Genomic DNA, 16,602 nt, shown 5'->3' on the forward strand with positions numbered 1-16,602 from the left:
ATTAAAATCCAACATTTACACCTACGAAGAATGATCTCGCCTGTGGATAGAAACCGCGATCGACACCTAAACTACCCCCACCAATTTCCGGGTCGTAACCATTGTATTTAGTTAGCGTAAATAGGTTATTTGCCATTACATAAAATTTAAGGTTATCTAAGCCCACCTTATTCACAAGTGTTTTTGGCAAAGTGTATCCAAGCTGAACGTTTTTCAATCTGAAATAAGCACCACTCTCTAAAAACAAATTGGAAACACGGCTATAATTTTTATTATCATCGGCCAATGTAGCCCGAGGAACTGTATTGCTTGTTCCCTCACCTGTCCAACGGTTTAAAATGTTAGTGGTATAGTTTGATGGACTTAAATCGAACCTTCTTAAACCATTAAATATCATGTTTCCAGAAACACCCTGGCCAAAAATGGAAACATCGAAGCCTTTGTATTTGGCTGAAAATGTTAATCCATAAGTAAAGTTGGGGTTAGATCTTCCCAAGAAAGTTCTATCCGCATCACTAATTACACCGTCGCCATTTAAATCCAAAAATTTAATATCACCAGGTTTTGCATTTGGCTGAATTAATGTGCCAGCACCATTTTTGTAATTATTAATTTCTGCCTGATTTTGAAACAAGCCAGCAGTTTGGTAACCGAAAAATGAATCGACAGACTGGCCAACCGCAACACGGGTAACCTCTAAACTTTGCGGCGTAATCGTTTGCCTGCTTGGTATGTAATCTTTATCGGCTCCTAACAGCGTTACTTCATTTTTGATGAACGCTGCGTTACCTGCTATACGAAAACTTACCTCACCAACTCTTTTGTTCCAACCCAATTCGATCTCGAAACCGCGGTTGTATAAATCGGCTGTATTGGCATACGGACCAGAGTTGCCCACATAAGATGGAACCACTTGCTGCAACAACATGCCATAAGTTTTCTTATTGAAATAGCTGGTTGATAAAGTAATGCCTTCAAACAAAGTGGCATCGAAACCAAGATCGAAAGATGAGGTTTCTTCCCACTTTAAATCAGGATTGGAAAGCGCATTCGGACTTACTCCATTGGTTAACGTCTGTCCAGATGCTGTTCCTAATGAGTAATTTCTTCCTCCGCTTACAGTTGCTAAGTAGCTAAAATCAGGAATGTTATCATTACCGTTAACACCGTAAGAACCACGGAATTTTAAAAAGGTTACGATGTTGTTTTTTGGCCAGAAATCTTCTCTCGAAGCTACCCAACCAGCAGATCCTGAAGGGAAATAACCGTATTTATTGTTTGGACCGAAGCGTGATGATCCATCTCTACGGATGATACCTGTGAACAAATATTTCTCATCATAATTATAAATAAGCCTTCCAAAAATAGAGTTTAAGGTGTTTTGATATTCTCCGCCATAAAAATCCGAATTCGTTCTGGCTACCGGAAACTGCAATGAAGCATCCCGAATGTTATCAACCGGAATACCCTCTTTAATACCACCATTTGTTTCGCCTTTGTTTTTTTGCGCCGAGTAACCCACTAAGGCGGTAATTACATGCTTTCCAATAGTTTTATCATAACTCAAAGTATTCTCTAATGACCAAAATAAACCGCGGTTACTATCTCTGGTGTAAGCGGTTAAAGTAGATTGATTGATTGAATTGAGGTAATAAATCGGACGGAATGATTGTCCACCCCAGAAAGCTAAATCCACACCACCTGTACTTCTCAGCTTCAACCCTTTTAAAAATTCAACTTCAACAAAGGCATTTCCAACCACTTTATCGCTCCAAGAGTTACCTTGAGCAACCTGCAAAGCTGCTACCGGATTCAAAATTTCCGATTGCGCATAGTCAGATATCCCATAAGGAAAACCTGCATCGTTTCTAACGACCAGATTATTGAGATACTTTGGTAAACCATATTTTGCAGGATCAGTTTCTACAATTGGTGTAATTGGATCCATATTGATGGCACGGCTTAATGGCGAACCATACTCGGTATTGGTACTTACACCAATTGAATTGATTCGGGTATAACCGATTGAGTTTCCAAATTTGATATTCTTGGTGATTTTATGCTCGAAATTAAATCTGGCTGTAAATCTTTTAAACTTCGAATTTTGCGTGGCCACGATACCATCCTGATCGAAATAACTGAACGAGCCGTAATAAACTGATTTATCATTACCCCCGCTCATGTTTAAATCGTGGTTTTGAATCATCGCTTTGTTGTTAAAAACAGCTTCCTGCCAATTCGTTCCTTCACCATACTGCGCCGGATTTGGGAAACGAACTCCTGTAACACCATCTGCCAATTGCGATTCATTATAAATGGTGGCATACTGTGTGGCATTTAATAAATTTAACTTGGTAGAAGGAGCTTGCGTACCAATGTAATTATTGTATTCTACACGAATACGACCAGTATTTGAGCCTTTTTTCGTCGATACAATGATAACGCCATTTGCTGCACGGGTACCATAAATAGCTGCCGAAGCGGCGTCTTTTAAAACCTCAATCGATTCTATATCCGATTGATTCAAAAATTCTATCCCACCGTTAATCACTACTCCATCAACTACATATAAAGGATTGGCATTATTAATATTCGCAATACCTCGAATTCTAACTACCCCGCCATCTCCAGGCTGACCAGAGCTCGTGGTAACCGTTACGCCCGAAGCTCTACCCTGTAAAGATTGTTCAATACGCACCACAGGCATATCTTTCAAATCAGTAGCTTTTACTGATGCAATGGCACCCGTTACTACGCTTTTCTTTTGCGTTCCGTAGCCGATAACAACCGCATCAGCCAGTAAACCTGCTTGTGGAGTAAGCGTTATCGTTAATCCATTTGATGCCGTAACTTCCTTGTTTTCGTAGCCTATGTAAGACACTACTAAAGTCGCACCTTCAGTTACATCTTTTAAGGAAAACGCACCAGTTACATCCGTTACTGCACCAAGGTTAGAACCCTTTACTTTTACGCTGGCTCCTGCCATAGGCTGGCCGTTTTCATCCACTACCTTTCCTCGTATATCAACAAAAGATCGAATAATTAATGGCATGCCTTCAACAGGCTTACGGTGAATAATGATGGTGTTATTTTTTATCGTGTAACCCAAAGGTTGTTCGCTAAAAATGCGTCTTAAAGCTTCTTTAATATCGGTATTTTTAATTTCGATTGTTACCGGTTTTGCTTCTTTCAACACATCGAGATCATAGAGAAAGTTATAACCTACGCTTTTGTTAAGCTTACGAAAAACATTCAAGAGCGAGGTATTTTTTTCTGATAGGGTTACGTTTTGTGCATTGGCAGCTCCATAACTAAGCTGTAAAAAGGAAGTGATTAGTACGACAAAAGTCAATTTCATAATCAGCAGAAATTTAAACAGGCGCCCTTTAGGTTGGGGCAGCCATTCAGTATAAAAATTCATATATTTGGTTATTAGGTTTAGAATAGTTGTATCTCACAATTTTACGATTAGAATAAGGCCTTTATTATAGCTGGGAGCGTTGCCGCGCTTCCAGTTTTTTAGTTAAGCTGTACTCTAAAAACCATCAAAGATGATGAAAAGCGTATAGGTTATGGCATAACTAAAATCCTCCTTCCGTCAATTTTAAAATGTACCGCATCAGTTGTTTGAAGCATATCCAACACTTCATTTACGCTGTTGAAACGAGAAATCCGTCCGCCGAAAGTCTTGTTGATTTTTTTACCCCGATAGTCAATTTCCACATTGTACCAACGGGCAATTTTATTCATAATCGTTTCTATATTCTCTTCATTAAAGCTAAAGAAACCATCTTTCCAGGCTATCGCTTCTTCGGCGTCAACTGCCGAAACCACTATTGATGGCGATGAAAGGCTGATAAGCGACTGCTGTCCCGGCTTAAGTAATGCTGATCTAGTGGATTGAAGATTTTTGATTTTCACGCTACCTTCCAACAAAGTTGTTTTATTGCCTGGTTCATTGTTATAAGCGTTGATATTAAAATGCGTTCCTAACACCTCTACTTCCTGGTTTCTCCCAGAAGCTAACTCCGTTTTAACTGTAAAGGGAATTCTCTTGCTGTTTTTATCCAAACGTTTGGCCACTTCAAAATAAGCCTCTCCTTTTAATTCAACCAACCTTTTTGTCTGATCAAAAGCCGTAGGATATCTTAATGATGATTCTGCGTTTAACCACACTTTTGTACCATCAGGAAGATTAATTTGATACTGCCCGCCACGAGGCGTTTCGATGGTGTTATATAAATCTTTTTTTGCGCCTGAAGTCGAAGCCACCGTATAAATTAATTCGCCATTTTTGGTTTTGGTAATATTTATTCCAGCTTGATTTGCAATTATGCCATTTGAAGCATCGGTGAGTGAAATTTTTGAGCCATCGGCTAGCGTTAGCGTTGCTTTATTCCCTCCTGGCTTAATAATTTTCTGTTCCGTTTTGTTTAAGGCTTGCTTGGTTTCCATATTTTTCTGAACCTCCCGATTAACGACTACACCAATAAAGAAAAGTACTACGGCAGCAGCAGCAAGCTTTAGCCAAAGCTTTTTACTGTGCCCGGTTTTAATTTGGGTTTCCTCTTGAATGGCAGCCCACATTTGGTTGCGGGCATCTGCCAATTCTGAATGGCTTACATCAGCGTGTTTACCCGATAGCTCATTTAAGTGCCACGATTCTACCAAAGCTTTTTCTTCTTCAGTACAAAGGCCGGCGCTGTATTTTTTTAAAAGTTTTTCAACTTCCTCTTTACTCATCACTTCAATATATTTGGCTAATTAAATACATGTAGGTTGAGGAAACCCTAGGTAGTAGATGAAATGAAATTTTTTTTTATTTTAGAAAAGCAAGGACTGCATTTCATTTTCGCGTTTGTTCCTGCCACATGCTCATACGCCTTCAGGCCTTAGCCACAAGGCCGGTATCCGCCATGTCAGGTTTATAAATGAAGTGATGTGCACAAACTCAGGTTTCCTAAACCCGAGTGTTGCGATAATACTTTTTGTTGCAATAGCGTTAACGAAGTATCAACTTTAACAAAAAGATTAAAGCAAAAGCGGGACTGAAGAAACCGATAAGCAGAAATTTGCTTTCCAAAAATTTATTTGATTAATAAGATGGTTGCCAATAACAAAAATGAAGTTAATTTCAAGCGTAAGACTTTGAGCGCATTGCTCATTTGCTTTTTAACGGTTTTATCTGATAAATGAAGAATTTCTGCTATTTGCTTTTGACTCAAATGCTGTTGGCGACTCATTTCAAATATCAACCGCATTTTTGGAGGCAGTAATGAAACCTCCTTTTCTATTAAAGAAGCAAATTCCTTTTCACGAATATAATCATCAGTTACATAATCTCCCTTTAAAGAAAAATCTTCCAGCGATTGTAAATAATTCGAATGTGATTTATTTTTATCCAACCAATCGAAAACTTTATAACGTATTGCGGTGTACAAATAGTTAGAGAGTTGAGATTTGATTTGAATATTTGGATTGCTCCACAGGTAAACAAAAATTTCCTGAACAATATCTCGGGCATCTTCCCTGTCTGACACCATTTTACAGGCATAGATATACAACAAACCATTAAAGCGTTCGTAAATTTCCTCAAAAGCAAATTTATTTCCATCCTGCATGAGGATGAAAAGTTCATGATCAGTTAATGATTTATAAGCAGGCATTTGGTTAGAATGATTAAACGAATGTAAGAAATAGTTTGGCTTAAATCCTAAATAAAACTGAACAATCCCCAATTAACTTAAACGTTTTATTAACGCTTATTTGGTTATTATACATACTATTGTAAACTTCAAAGTTTTAATTGGTATATCGGGAAAAGTCGATATACATTTGCATCATGGATCAGGTAGAAATTTTCAAAGCTTTATCAAACAAAACCCGTTTACAAATTCTAAACTGGCTAAAAAGTCCTGCCGAATACTTTCCAGAGCAACCAAATGCTGATTTTGAAAACGTTGGCGTGTGCGTAGGGCAAATTCAAAATAAAGCCGGTTTATCACAAAGTACCATTTCCGAATACCTCTCTATTTTACAGCGGGCAGACCTAGTTTGCGCCACAAGGGTTGGCCAATGGACCTACTACAAACGTAACCATGAAGGCATTGAAAAATTAAGCAAAATCATCAATACAGAATTATAAAAATTAATAATATGAACACAGATAGTTTATTTAAGCCATTTAGCTTAAAATCATTAAACATAAAAAATAGAATTGTAATGGCTCCAATGACGAGGTCGTTTTCTCCGAATGGAATTCCGACTGATGCCGTTGCCGAATATTATGCAAAGAGAGCTGCCGGCCAGGTTGGTTTAATTCTTTCAGAAGGAACAGTGATTAACCGCCCATCATCTTCTTCCGATCCTAACATTCCTCACTTTTATGGCGAAAAAGCTTTAGCAGGATGGGAAAAAGTGATTAACGAAGTTCATACCGCTGGCGGACAAATGGGGCCACAAATCTGGCACCAGGGCGTCCATGCAAATCATGCTTCGGGCTGGTTGCCAAGTGCTCCTTTTGAAGGGCCATCGAGCTTAAATAGTCCGGGTTTTGAAAACGGCGTACCAATGACTGACGCTGCAATTGCAGATACGATTGCAGCTTTTGGTCAGGCTGCTGCAGATGCCAAAGCATTAGGCTTTGACACAGTAGAAATTCATGGTGCTCACCAATACTTAATTGATCAGTTTTTCTGGGATGCAACAAATAACCGCACCGACATTTATGGTGGAAAAACTTTAGCTGAACGCACACGATTCGCTGTTGAAGTAATTAAAGAAGTGCGTAAACGTGTAGGTGAAGATTTTGCTTTAATTATTCGCTTGTCACAATTTAAACCTTCAGCATATGATTTTAAATTAGCCAAGAATGAATCAGAAATGGAACAATGGTTAACGCCAATGGCTGATGCAGGAATTGATATTTTCCACTGCTCACAACGCCGTTTCTGGGAAACTGAATTTGAAGGTTCTGATTTGAACTTTGCAGGCTGGGCAAAAAAATTAACCGGAAAAACAACCATCTCGGTGGGTTCTGTTGGTTTAAGTGGTGATTTCTTCGGCGCTTTCGCTGGCCAAAGCTCAGAGCCAAGCTCATTGGATGAGTTGGTGCGCAGAATGGAGCGTGGAGACTTTGATTTGGTAGCTGTTGGTCGCCCATTATTGGCTGATCCAAACTGGGTTGAAAAAATCAAAAACAACCAAATGGATGAGCTGAAAGGTTTCAGCAAAGAAGCATTAGCAGAATTAGTATAGTTTTTCTTTCTAAGTATATAATGGAAAACACCTTATCAATGAGGTGTTTTTTTTTTACCATGATTTTTCTTGAGCTTGCGCTCGTTTCTAACGAGTGCAAAATAGCTTAGCGATTACAACCGCGTTTAAATAAAAACCAAATCCAAAATTCATCCGCTATGGTCGAAAGGTCGATGAGATTTTGTCTCGACAAATAAAATTTTCTTAATTTCACGTTATAAACAAAGGAACTCCCATGTCAAACATATCCCTTATTATCGAAGAAAGACCAGCGAACATCGGCAATTTTATGGTAGGTAGACTACTCCCTTTCCGTGAAAAACGAATGGTTGGTCCATTTGCGTTTATCGATCACATGGGGCCTGCAGCAATGAGCGGCCATGAAAATCTGGACGTTCCTCCGCATCCACACATCGGTTTATCTACACTTACCTTTTTGTTCGAAGGAGAAATAGAACATCGCGATAGTTTAGCAACGGATGTAATTATTAAACCAGGGCAGGTAAACTGGATGACAGCCGGTAGTGGAATTGCTCACTCAGAAAGAACGCCGAAACATCTGAGACAAACCGATAAAATGCTCCATGGCCTTCAAATTTGGGTCGCTTTGCCTAAAGCCCTGGAACAAATGGCGCCAGAGTTTTTTCATGTAGACGAAAAAGATATCCCGAGTTGGGAGCAAGATGGCGTTAACATTAAACTTATTGCAGGCGAAGCTTTTGGTAAAAAATCTCCGGTTCCGGTTTATTGCCCACTTTACTTTATCGAAATTAAAAGCACAACGAGGCAAAAACTAAGTATTGGAAACGATCTTTTTGGCGAAAGTGCATTGTATATTTTAGAGGGTGGGATTGAAAGTGAAGGACATCTTTTCGAACCGCGATTAATTTTAATTGCAAACGATGCCAAGTTATGTGAATTTACGATGCTCGAAAATACAACTGTTTATATTTTTGGAGGAGAACCTTTCCCTGAGGAAAGATTTATTTATTGGAATTTTGTAGCATCAGAGAGAGAATTGATTGAGCAAGCCAAACAAGATTGGTTAGAACAAAAATTTAAACCCGTACCAGGCGAAACCGACTTTGTTCCTTTGCCCAATCAAAACCCTTATCAAAAGAAATAATATGGAGATTAATCAGGTAAACAACGAAAAAAATGGCTATTTCGAAGCTATAGAAAATAATGTGCAGGCAGGCAAAATGAGTTACGTTTGGGCTGGCGAAACCAAAATTATAATCGATCACACAGAAGTTAATCCAGAGTTTTCGGGCAAAGGGATTGGCAAACAGCTGTTAATGGCTGTAGTTGAAAATGCCCGCGAAAATAAGATTAAAATACTTCCCCTTTGTCCTTTCGCTAAAAGTGTGTTCGACAAAGACGAAACGATACGCGATGTTTTGTTTTAGCGAATTTATTCCGCTAACAAAGCCTGCTTAATTTTCTCAGCCGCTTCGGCCAGCTCTTCCTGGGTTGGCCTTAGCTTCTCCTTAGCAAAGTTCATATCGGCTACACTATTCATCGGTATTAAGTGAATATGAGCATGCGGAACTTCTAACCCAATAACCGAAACGCCAACTTTTTTGCAAGGAAAGGCGGTCTTCACTCCTTTTGCCACAATTTTGGCAAACATCCAAAGGCCAACATATAAATCTTCATCCATATCGAAAATATAATCTACTTCGATTTTAGGAATAACTAAAACGTGGCCAGCGGTTAAGGGCTGAACATCTAAAAAGGCTAAATACTCAACAGTTTCTGCAACAACATGCGCTGGTATTTCTCCTGCAACAATTTTTGAAAAGATAGTCATAAGTCAGTTGTGGGTTATCAGTTATGAGTTACAGGTTTGGGCTTACAACCTGTAACCCATAACTCTCAACTTCTTTTATCTAGAGATTTCTAAAACTTCGAACTGCATTTTACCTGCAGGCACTTCAATTTCGGCAAATTCGCCAACAGATTTTCCTAACAAACCTTGCGCAATAGGCGATTTTACAGAAATTTTTCCTGTTTTTAAATCGGCCTCAGTTTCGGCTACCAATTGGTAAGTCATGGTTGCGCCGTTTTTAACATTTTTAATTTTAACAATTGATAATGCCAATACCTTTGATAAATCCAATTTCGACTCATCAATCAGGCGGGCATTTGCCAATGTATTCTTTAATTTTGAGATTTTGGCCTCATGCAAACCCTGTGCTTCTTTGGCAGCGTCATACTCTGCATTTTCCGATAAATCACCCTTATCTCTCGCCTCAGCAATTGCTTTAGATATTAGCTGACGGCCGGTGGTAGTTAAATAATGAACTTCTTCTTTCAGTTTATCTAACCCCTCTTGTGTGTAATACGTTACCTCTGTCATTGCTCTATTAATTTTATTCAAACGCTATAAAAAACAAACAAGACTACATAGTTGGTTTGCTACATAGTCTTGCTTCAATTATAACGAAGATAAATTGTGGAAATTACAAAAGCAAATAAAAGATCAGGATTTTTAGATTTTAACATTGAGTTGCCACTAATCACCACATTAATAAACCTTCATTCCCCATACCATTCTTCTTTCGCTTGAAATAAAAAAGTAACATTCAAACAGACACTCATTTAAAATTCATTCAATTATGATATTTTAGTCGAAATTATTCAAAAATGAAAAAGTTATTTTCTTTATTCCTCTTTGTCGGACTAGGAAGTTATACGCTTTCGGCGCAAGAGCTATATATGCCACGAAATATAAAGGCAGCTTACGATAAAGGAACCCGCTCTATGAACGGTAATCCTGGTGCCAACTATTGGCAAAACCATGGCAAATACACCATGGATATTAAAGTAGATGCCGCTACGAAAATGGTTAGCGGCCAAGAAGAAATTTTGTATAGCAATAACAGCAACGATACGCTAAAAACATTGGCTATTCGTTTTGTGAACAATTTACACAAGCCAACTTCTCCACGTGGAGGTGCTGTAAGCGAAGATTTTTTAACAACAGGGCTAAACATATCTTCGTTTTCTGTTGATGGAGAAACGTATAAAGTAGATTCAAAAAACTGGGGAACGGTTGGCAATGTGCGTTTGAAAAAGCCGTTAAACCCAAAGTCGAAAGTATCTGTTAAAATAGGATGGGATTATCCTTTATCAAAAGAAAGCGGTCGCGAAGGACAGATTGATCCAAACTCTTTCTTTGTGGCTTACAGCTATCCTCGTATTTCTGTTTATGATGATTACAATGGTTGGGATAGAATTCCACATACCGATAGAGCGGAATTTTACAATGATTTTAACGATTATGTTTTCTCAGTAACAGCGCCAAAAGATTACGTGGTTTACGCTACCGGTGATTTCTTAAATCCTGATGAAGTATTGCAGCCAGAAATTTCCGCCCGATTGAAAAAGTCATACGATACAGATGGAGTAATTAATATTGCCACTGCTGATGAATTGAAAAATGGTAAAGTAACGGTTCAAAAAGATTGGAATACCTGGAGATTTAAGGCCAATCATATTCCTGATGTTACGTTTGCCATGAGCGATCATTACGTTTGGGATGGTGGAAGTGTTGTGGTAGATTCAAAAAGCGGTCGCAGGGCAAGTGCACAGGCAGCCTATAACCCAACCACAGGAAAAGATTTTTTAAATTCGGTAAAATACAACATTAGTGCACTGGCCTGGTTCTCGAATAACTGGCCTGGCATTCCTTATCCTTACGCTAAAAGCGTTGCTTTTCAAGGCTTTGCAGATATGGAATATCCGATGATGGTTAATGATTCTAACTTCGGCGATCCGGTTTTCGCTCAACTGGTTCAAGACCATGAAGTGGCGCATACCTATTTTCCTTTCTTTATGGGGACAAATGAAACGCGTTATGCTTATATGGATGAAGGTTGGGCAACTACTTTCGAATATTTAATCGGCATTGCCGAACATGGCCAAAAAGCTGCTGATGATTTCTACAAAAAATTTAGGGTTAACAGCTACATCAACGATAAATCTGCAGAAGAAGATCAACCCGTAATTTCGATGTCTGACCAAGTTTCTGGTGCCGGGTACGGAAATAATTCGTACGGAAAGGCTTCGTTAAGTTATCTGGCATTGAAAGATATGTTGGGCGATGATTTATTTAAAAAAGCACTTCATCATTACATGAACACCTGGAATGGTAAACATCCCATCCCATGGGACTATTTTAATTCGATGAATACAGGATCAGGACAGAATCTAAACTGGTTCTTTCAGAACTGGTTTTTCACAAATCACTACCTCGATTTGGCCCTAAGTAACCCGCAAATTTCATCAGGAAAAGTAACGTTTGTAATTAAAAATGTTGGCGGTTTTGCTATCCCATTTGATATTTTGGTTACCGATACGGAAGGTAAAACAGAAACCATCCATAAAACACCAGCGGTTTGGAAAGTGAATCAGAAAGAATTTACCATGACGATTAATACTAACCGTAGAATAAAGTCGATTACTTTGGATAATGGTATTTATGTAGATGCTACTCCAAATGATAACGTATTTGTTGTAAAATAACAGCAGTTTAAAGTTGGCCGTTTAGGAGTGTAAATGACCAACTTTAAACTTTTTACTTTCTACTTTAAACTTTTTACTCGATACTAGCTATTCTCCGCTTTACAAACAGGCTGGTGTTTAACAGGAAAATTTAATGAGTTGGCGATAAAACACATTTTGTTCGCTTCCACATGCAACGATTCAGCTAATTCAAAATGTGCATTATCTGCTATTAAAACCTGTGGATGTAGGGTCACTTCCTTAAACTTACCACTTCCATCTGCCGATTCTTCCATTGTGCCAACAGCCTGATCTTTATAATCGATAACTACTATTTCGTTTTTAGAACACAAGTGCAAATACCAAAGCATATGGCAACTGGAAATAGAAGCCAATAACAAATCTTCGGGGTTATATTTAGATTTATCGCCAAGAAAGGCAGAATCTGATGAACCAGAAATATCGCTTTTTCCTTGGACAGAAATAACGTAGTCGCAATCGTAAGAGCGGTAATCCATTGTTCCGGAGCCTTTATTGCCCGTCCAGGTTACGGTGGTAGTGTATAAATGATCTTTCGGCATGATATAATTTAGTTAGAAATGTATTCCAATTTAGGAAATAAGGGTGGAAACTACGAGAAGAAATCGCAATTGTTTCTTAATTTAGAATCAAAATGAAAAAATTTCCCGCCCAAAATTAGAAATTGAATAGACTTAATCACAGCCATGACCAAAACTCACACCACTAACTATTTCGATACTTTTATTGAGGTAGCAGAAGATTGTCCGGTTAGCCACGGAGAAATACCAAAACCAAAAGGAAACAATAAAACGGTTGCTGAATTACAGTTTGAAATGATCTCAAAAAAGCCATACGAATACTCATCTGATGATGTGTTATTTCAAGTTTTCGCAGAAAGAAACGATAGCAGCGAAGCAGAAAAAGATGAAGCCAAGAAAAGCTTTTTCTCGAAAGGACAACCTTGTTTTCGTGCTTCACCTTTAACAAAACGATATGGCTTTGGGGTTCACTCCAACCACGAAGGCAAAATTGCTATTTATGGAATGGAAACAGAAGAATACACAAAGCTATCTTCCGATTCTGGAATTAAAACAGTGAAAGCCATGCGTACCTCAAAAAATGATTCAAGAGTCTAAAAAGAAAGTCCCTCCAGTTTTTGAGCCAAAACTTCCGATATCTTGCGATAAGAATCGAAGGTCCAACCGCCAACATGCGGTGTCAAAATCACTTTTTCATTTTTGGCCAGTTCTTTATACCAATCTTGCTCACCCAGGGCCGGAAATTTTTCAGTTTGTAATACATCTAGTCCTGCACTTAAAATTTTACCTGATGAGATGGCATTTAAAACGGCTTTTGTGTTTACAATTTCGCCTCTGGCGGTATTGATAAAGAAAATGGGCTTTTTAAAATGGAAAAAATATTCATCATCAACCATCTGTTTGGTTTCGGCGGTGAGTGGAATGTGCAAACTGAGCACATCGCTGTGCTTTACAATTTCTTCCATACTTACTTCCCGGGCGAACGCATCAGAAAAGCCAGTTTTATATTTATCGTAAGCCATTACATCAACCTCAAAGCCAGCTAGTTTTTTCGCGAAACTTTGTCCCATAAAGCCATAACCAATAATGCCTACTTTTTTTCCTTTTAATTCGTACCCTCGGTTTCCGTCGCGATCCCAAACCCCGTTTCTGATCTCCATATCAGCCCTTCGGAAGTTATTCATCAGCGATAAAAGCAAACCTGTGGCATGTTCGCCCACCGCATCGCAATTACCTTCTGGGGCGTTAATTAACTCGATACCTCGTTCAAAAGCAATTTTATCATCAATATTATCTAAACCAGCACCGGCACGGGCTACAAATTTCAGGTTTGCAGCCGCCGCGAAAAGCTCAGCATCAATCCTGAATTTGGTACGAACAGCAATACCGACGTAGTCTTTTATTTTTTCTAACGTCTGCTGTCTGTTAATTTCAGGTTCATCATCAACCTGATAGCCCAACGCCATCGCCTGCTCTTTAAAAGCGGGATGTAAATCATCAACGATTAATATTTTTTCCATTTCGAACAAAAGTAACAATTTAGATATTGGCCATTTATAATATTGTTCAATTGTTTTCCTGTTTCACTAACATAAATATGCCTGGCTATTTAAATTTGAACAAAAATTGCTCACAAAAATATTACTATAAAATGGCTGTAATAAAATAGTTACGCCTCCTTAATTAAACTTAGTTGCCGTTACTTTGTCTCCCTTTACAAAAACACACAACAAATAATATATTTTAATGAGAATTTTTAAATCAAGGACGATACAAATTACCCTTCTATTCTTAAGTTTATCCTTTAACCTTTTCGCCCAAACTGGAGGCAAGGCAAAAATAATCGGTGTACTAAAAGATGCCAAAACACAAGAGACCATCCCATTTGCAACGGCTGTTTTAATTGATAAAGCTACCGCTAAAAATGCTAAAATAGCACAAACTGATGCAAACGGTGCTTTTGTAATGGCCGATTTACCTACAGGAACTTTTACTTTTAAAATAAGTTTTGTTGGCTACCAAACCATGGTACGCGATAACGTAAACATTACCTCAGCCACCGGAACTTTAAACTTCGGCGACATTAAAATGAATACTGCCAAAGGAAATATTTTAAGCGAAGTTACGGTAACCGGACAAAAACAAGGTATGCAAATGGGTATCGATAAAAAGATTTTTGCTGTAGATCAAAGCGTAATTAGCGAAGGTGGTTCTGCCGGCGATTTACTACAAAATGTTCCTTCTGTTTCTACAGATATGGACGGAAATGTGAGCCTACGTGGCTCGAGCGGCGTTAGGGTTTTAATTGATGGCAAACCTTCACTTATTGCCGGTGGTAACGTGGCGCAAATTCTCCAGTCTATCCCAGCAAGTTCTATTGAAAGTGTAGAGGTAATTACCAACCCGTCATCTAAATATGATGCGGAAGGCCAATCTGGCATCATCAATATTGTGCTAAAGAAAAATACTAAACTTGGTTTTAACGGTTCGGTGGCTTTAACTGCCGGTAACCGCGACAACTACAATGGCAATACCAATTTAAGTTTTCAAAATAGTAAAGTAAACCTTTACGGAAACTACAGCTATCGTTACGGCAATAGAATTGGTGGTGGCTTCCAGGATATTACTTATAAAAACCCAACCACTTCAACTGCTTTTGCAAACCAAAATACTTCATCAACTTCGTTGGATAAGGGACATAATGCTAAAGCAGGTTTAGATTATTACATCACTCCTAAAAGCATTGTAAGTTTATCTGGTGGTTTTAACTCAAGAGAAAATGACCGCGATGAATTTGTTGACATCAGACAATTGCGCTCTAATTTAAGTCCGGTTTTACTAAGCAATAGAAGCAATACCAATAAAGGTGATGGAAGCAGTTATGATTTAAATTTGGATTACGTTCAAAAATTTAAAAAACCGAAAGAGGAACTTACTTTTAATTTTGGTTATTCTTACGGAACGAATAATAATGATCAGGCGTACAGCACCACTTTTACCAACCAAAATGGAAATGCGGTAAACATCAATCCAAGTTTACAGCGTATTTTTAATACTGGCGATAACACAAATTATAACATCCAGGCTGATTACACTTTGCCAGTTGGTAAAGCAGGTAAAATTGAAACCGGCTACCGCAGCCAAATTCGTTTAGGAGATAACGATCAATATGCAGATTCGATTTTAACCAATACTGAAATTTACATTCGTAATAACAAATTGATTAATGATTTTAACAGCAAAGATCAGGTTCATGCGCTTTACCTAAACTATCAAAATCAGATAAAAGATTTTGGTTACCAAATCGGCTTAAGAGCTGAAGATGCCCGTTTAGATACCCATCTGGAAGGATATAACGGTAATAACCTGGTAGCAAGTGAAGGAAACATCCATTACAAAAGGTTATACCCAAGTGTATTTTTAACGCAAAAATTAAAAGGTGAGCAAACGGTTCAGCTAAGCTATACACGCCGTGTAAATCGTCCTCGCCCATGGGATACCAATCCATTTTTAGATGTATCCGATCCGTTGAATTACAGAGCAGGTAATCCGAATTTATATCCGGAAGATGTACACTCTTTTGAATTGGGTTACAGCAAATATTTCAAAAAGGTAACCTTAACATCTAGCTTATATTTCCGCCAAACCAATGATGTAATTCAAAGGGTAAGAAGTGTGCCTGATGCAAATGGAATTATCACCACAACACCACAAAACTTAACCCGCCAACAAAATAGTGGTTTAGAATTAATTGGTCGTTTCGATTTAATTAAAGCGTTAAACTTTACTACTAACGTAAATTTATATCAACAGAAATTTGAAGGTGATGAAAGATTTAACATTGCCAGCAGAAGTGGTTTTAGCTGGAATGGAAATATCACCGGAAATTTAACTGTAGCAAAAAACGTATCTATTCAGGTTCGTGCCGATTACAGGGCACCAGAAGTAATGGCGCAAGGTAAACGTAACGCCATGTACGGTATTGATGGCGGAGCCAAATACGATTTCCCTAACAAAAAAGCCTCACTTAGTTTCAACATTAGAGATGTGTTTAATACCCGCAGATGGAGCATGACTACTGATGATAACTTTACGTATATCGATTTTGCCCGACGCATGCAAGGAACAATGGGTAACCTAACGTTTTCTTACCGCTTCGGAAAAACCACATTCAATTTAAATAAAACCAAGAAGAAGGACGATCAGCAAGACAATCGTCCTGATGAAGGCTCATTTTAATTTGAAAAAGGCGTTTAAAAAGATATTTTTAAACGCC

At 38.3% G+C, this 16,602-nt stretch carries 14 protein-coding genes; 7 read left to right on the top strand and 7 right to left on the bottom strand.

Features of this window, described 5'->3' with window-relative positions; translation table 11 throughout:
* Position 1: 1 nt before the first annotated feature.
* From AC3ITD_RS16135 to AC3ITD_RS16145, 3 genes are all read right to left on the bottom strand, one after another.
* Positions 2 to 3,358: a TonB-dependent receptor gene (locus tag AC3ITD_RS16135; protein WP_489361253.1), complete on the bottom strand. Its 3,357-nt coding sequence runs from the start codon at positions 3,356 to 3,358 to the stop codon at positions 2 to 4.
* Between the two features lie 212 nt (positions 3,359 to 3,570).
* Entirely contained in the window at positions 3,571 to 4,743 is a 1,173-nt protein-coding gene (locus tag AC3ITD_RS16140) for a FecR family protein (RefSeq protein ID WP_489361255.1), read from the bottom strand.
* Positions 4,744 to 5,087: 344 nt separating this feature from the next.
* Positions 5,088 to 5,666 carry an RNA polymerase sigma factor gene (locus AC3ITD_RS16145; RefSeq protein ID WP_489361257.1) on the bottom strand — a complete coding sequence of 193 codons (579 nt, stop codon included), beginning with the start codon at positions 5,664 to 5,666 and terminating at the stop codon, positions 5,088 to 5,090.
* A 176-nt stretch (positions 5,667 to 5,842) separates the two neighbouring features.
* On the opposite strand from AC3ITD_RS16145, the gene AC3ITD_RS16150 reads away from it, so the two are divergent.
* The 4 genes from AC3ITD_RS16150 to AC3ITD_RS16165 all read left to right on the top strand — a co-directional run bounded on the left by AC3ITD_RS16150 (position 5,843) and on the right by AC3ITD_RS16165 (position 8,666).
* The gene (locus AC3ITD_RS16150; protein ID WP_056848339.1) at positions 5,843 to 6,145 is read left to right on the top strand and encodes an ArsR/SmtB family transcription factor; all 303 of its coding nucleotides are present in this window, start codon (positions 5,843 to 5,845) and stop codon (positions 6,143 to 6,145) included.
* A gap of 11 nt (positions 6,146 to 6,156) precedes the next feature.
* Positions 6,157 to 7,257 (top strand): NADH:flavin oxidoreductase, encoded by a 1,101-nt coding sequence (locus AC3ITD_RS16155; protein WP_265798507.1) that lies wholly within the window; start codon positions 6,157 to 6,159, stop codon positions 7,255 to 7,257.
* A 235-nt stretch (positions 7,258 to 7,492) separates the two neighbouring features.
* Entirely contained in the window at positions 7,493 to 8,383 is an 891-nt protein-coding gene (locus AC3ITD_RS16160; protein WP_265798508.1) for a pirin family protein, read from the top strand.
* Position 8,384: 1 nt separating this feature from the next.
* Entirely contained in the window at positions 8,385 to 8,666 is a 282-nt protein-coding gene (locus AC3ITD_RS16165; RefSeq protein WP_489361260.1) for a GNAT family N-acetyltransferase, read from the top strand.
* A gap of 5 nt (positions 8,667 to 8,671) precedes the next feature.
* On the opposite strand, the gene AC3ITD_RS16170 is transcribed toward AC3ITD_RS16165, so the two are convergent.
* Positions 8,672 to 9,070, bottom strand: coding sequence for an HIT family protein (locus AC3ITD_RS16170; RefSeq protein ID WP_489361262.1), 399 nt, complete (start codon positions 9,068 to 9,070; stop codon positions 8,672 to 8,674).
* 75 nt (positions 9,071 to 9,145) lie between these two features.
* Positions 9,146 to 9,619: a transcription elongation factor GreA gene (gene greA, locus AC3ITD_RS16175; protein ID WP_029276724.1), complete on the bottom strand. Its 474-nt coding sequence runs from the start codon at positions 9,617 to 9,619 to the stop codon at positions 9,146 to 9,148.
* Between the two features lie 287 nt (positions 9,620 to 9,906).
* Here greA and AC3ITD_RS16180 point away from each other — a divergent pair, with 287 nt between their 5' ends.
* Positions 9,907 to 11,787, top strand: coding sequence for a M1 family metallopeptidase (locus tag AC3ITD_RS16180; RefSeq protein WP_489361266.1), 1,881 nt, complete (start codon positions 9,907 to 9,909; stop codon positions 11,785 to 11,787).
* An 83-nt stretch (positions 11,788 to 11,870) separates the two neighbouring features.
* Here the strand turns inward: AC3ITD_RS16180 and AC3ITD_RS16185 are convergent, their stop codons facing one another.
* Positions 11,871 to 12,347, bottom strand: a complete 477-nt coding sequence (locus tag AC3ITD_RS16185; RefSeq protein WP_489361268.1) for an OsmC family protein — start codon at positions 12,345 to 12,347, stop codon at positions 11,871 to 11,873.
* Positions 12,348 to 12,491: 144 nt separating this feature from the next.
* Here AC3ITD_RS16185 and AC3ITD_RS16190 point away from each other — a divergent pair, with 144 nt between their 5' ends.
* A complete protein-coding gene (locus AC3ITD_RS16190) occupies positions 12,492 to 12,923 on the top strand; it encodes a DUF6157 family protein (RefSeq protein ID WP_489361270.1) in 432 nt (143 codons plus the stop codon).
* Here the strand turns inward: AC3ITD_RS16190 and AC3ITD_RS16195 are convergent.
* The gene (locus tag AC3ITD_RS16195) at positions 12,920 to 13,846 is read right to left on the bottom strand and encodes an NAD(P)-dependent oxidoreductase (protein WP_489361272.1); all 927 of its coding nucleotides are present in this window, start codon (positions 13,844 to 13,846) and stop codon (positions 12,920 to 12,922) included. The genes AC3ITD_RS16190 and AC3ITD_RS16195 overlap by 4 nt on opposite strands.
* Positions 13,847 to 14,072: 226 nt before the next feature.
* On the opposite strand from AC3ITD_RS16195, the gene AC3ITD_RS16200 reads away from it, so the two are divergent.
* Positions 14,073 to 16,565 carry a TonB-dependent receptor gene (locus AC3ITD_RS16200; RefSeq protein WP_489361274.1) on the top strand — a complete coding sequence of 831 codons (2,493 nt, stop codon included), beginning with the start codon at positions 14,073 to 14,075 and terminating at the stop codon, positions 16,563 to 16,565.
* The last annotated feature ends 37 nt before the right edge of the window (positions 16,566 to 16,602 follow it).

This window comes from Pedobacter sp. KH_004, from assembly GCF_057840755.1.

Excerpts from the sequence above, each read along its gene's own strand:
- AC3ITD_RS16145 (WP_489361257.1), bottom strand. The coding sequence starts at position 5,666 with ATGCCTGCTTATAAATCATTAACTGATCATGAACTTTTCATCCTCATG.
- AC3ITD_RS16185 (WP_489361268.1), bottom strand. The coding sequence starts at position 12,347 with ATGCCGAAAGATCATTTATACACTACCACCGTAACCTGGACGGGCAAT.
- AC3ITD_RS16155 (WP_265798507.1), top strand. The coding sequence starts at position 6,157 with ATGAACACAGATAGTTTATTTAAGCCATTTAGCTTAAAATCATTAAAC.
- AC3ITD_RS16195 (WP_489361272.1), bottom strand. The coding sequence starts at position 13,846 with ATGGAAAAAATATTAATCGTTGATGATTTACATCCCGCTTTTAAAGAG.
- AC3ITD_RS16160 (WP_265798508.1), top strand. The coding sequence starts at position 7,493 with ATGTCAAACATATCCCTTATTATCGAAGAAAGACCAGCGAACATCGGC.
- AC3ITD_RS16150 (WP_056848339.1), top strand. The coding sequence starts at position 5,843 with ATGGATCAGGTAGAAATTTTCAAAGCTTTATCAAACAAAACCCGTTTA.
- AC3ITD_RS16165 (WP_489361260.1), top strand. The coding sequence starts at position 8,385 with ATGGAGATTAATCAGGTAAACAACGAAAAAAATGGCTATTTCGAAGCT.
- AC3ITD_RS16200 (WP_489361274.1), top strand. The coding sequence starts at position 14,073 with ATGAGAATTTTTAAATCAAGGACGATACAAATTACCCTTCTATTCTTA.
- AC3ITD_RS16190 (WP_489361270.1), top strand. The coding sequence starts at position 12,492 with ATGACCAAAACTCACACCACTAACTATTTCGATACTTTTATTGAGGTA.
- greA (WP_029276724.1), bottom strand. The coding sequence starts at position 9,619 with ATGACAGAGGTAACGTATTACACACAAGAGGGGTTAGATAAACTGAAA.
- AC3ITD_RS16140 (WP_489361255.1), bottom strand. The coding sequence starts at position 4,743 with ATGAGTAAAGAGGAAGTTGAAAAACTTTTAAAAAAATACAGCGCCGGC.
- AC3ITD_RS16170 (WP_489361262.1), bottom strand. The coding sequence starts at position 9,070 with ATGACTATCTTTTCAAAAATTGTTGCAGGAGAAATACCAGCGCATGTT.
- AC3ITD_RS16135 (WP_489361253.1), bottom strand. The coding sequence starts at position 3,358 with ATGAAATTGACTTTTGTCGTACTAATCACTTCCTTTTTACAGCTTAGT.
- AC3ITD_RS16180 (WP_489361266.1), top strand. The coding sequence starts at position 9,907 with ATGAAAAAGTTATTTTCTTTATTCCTCTTTGTCGGACTAGGAAGTTAT.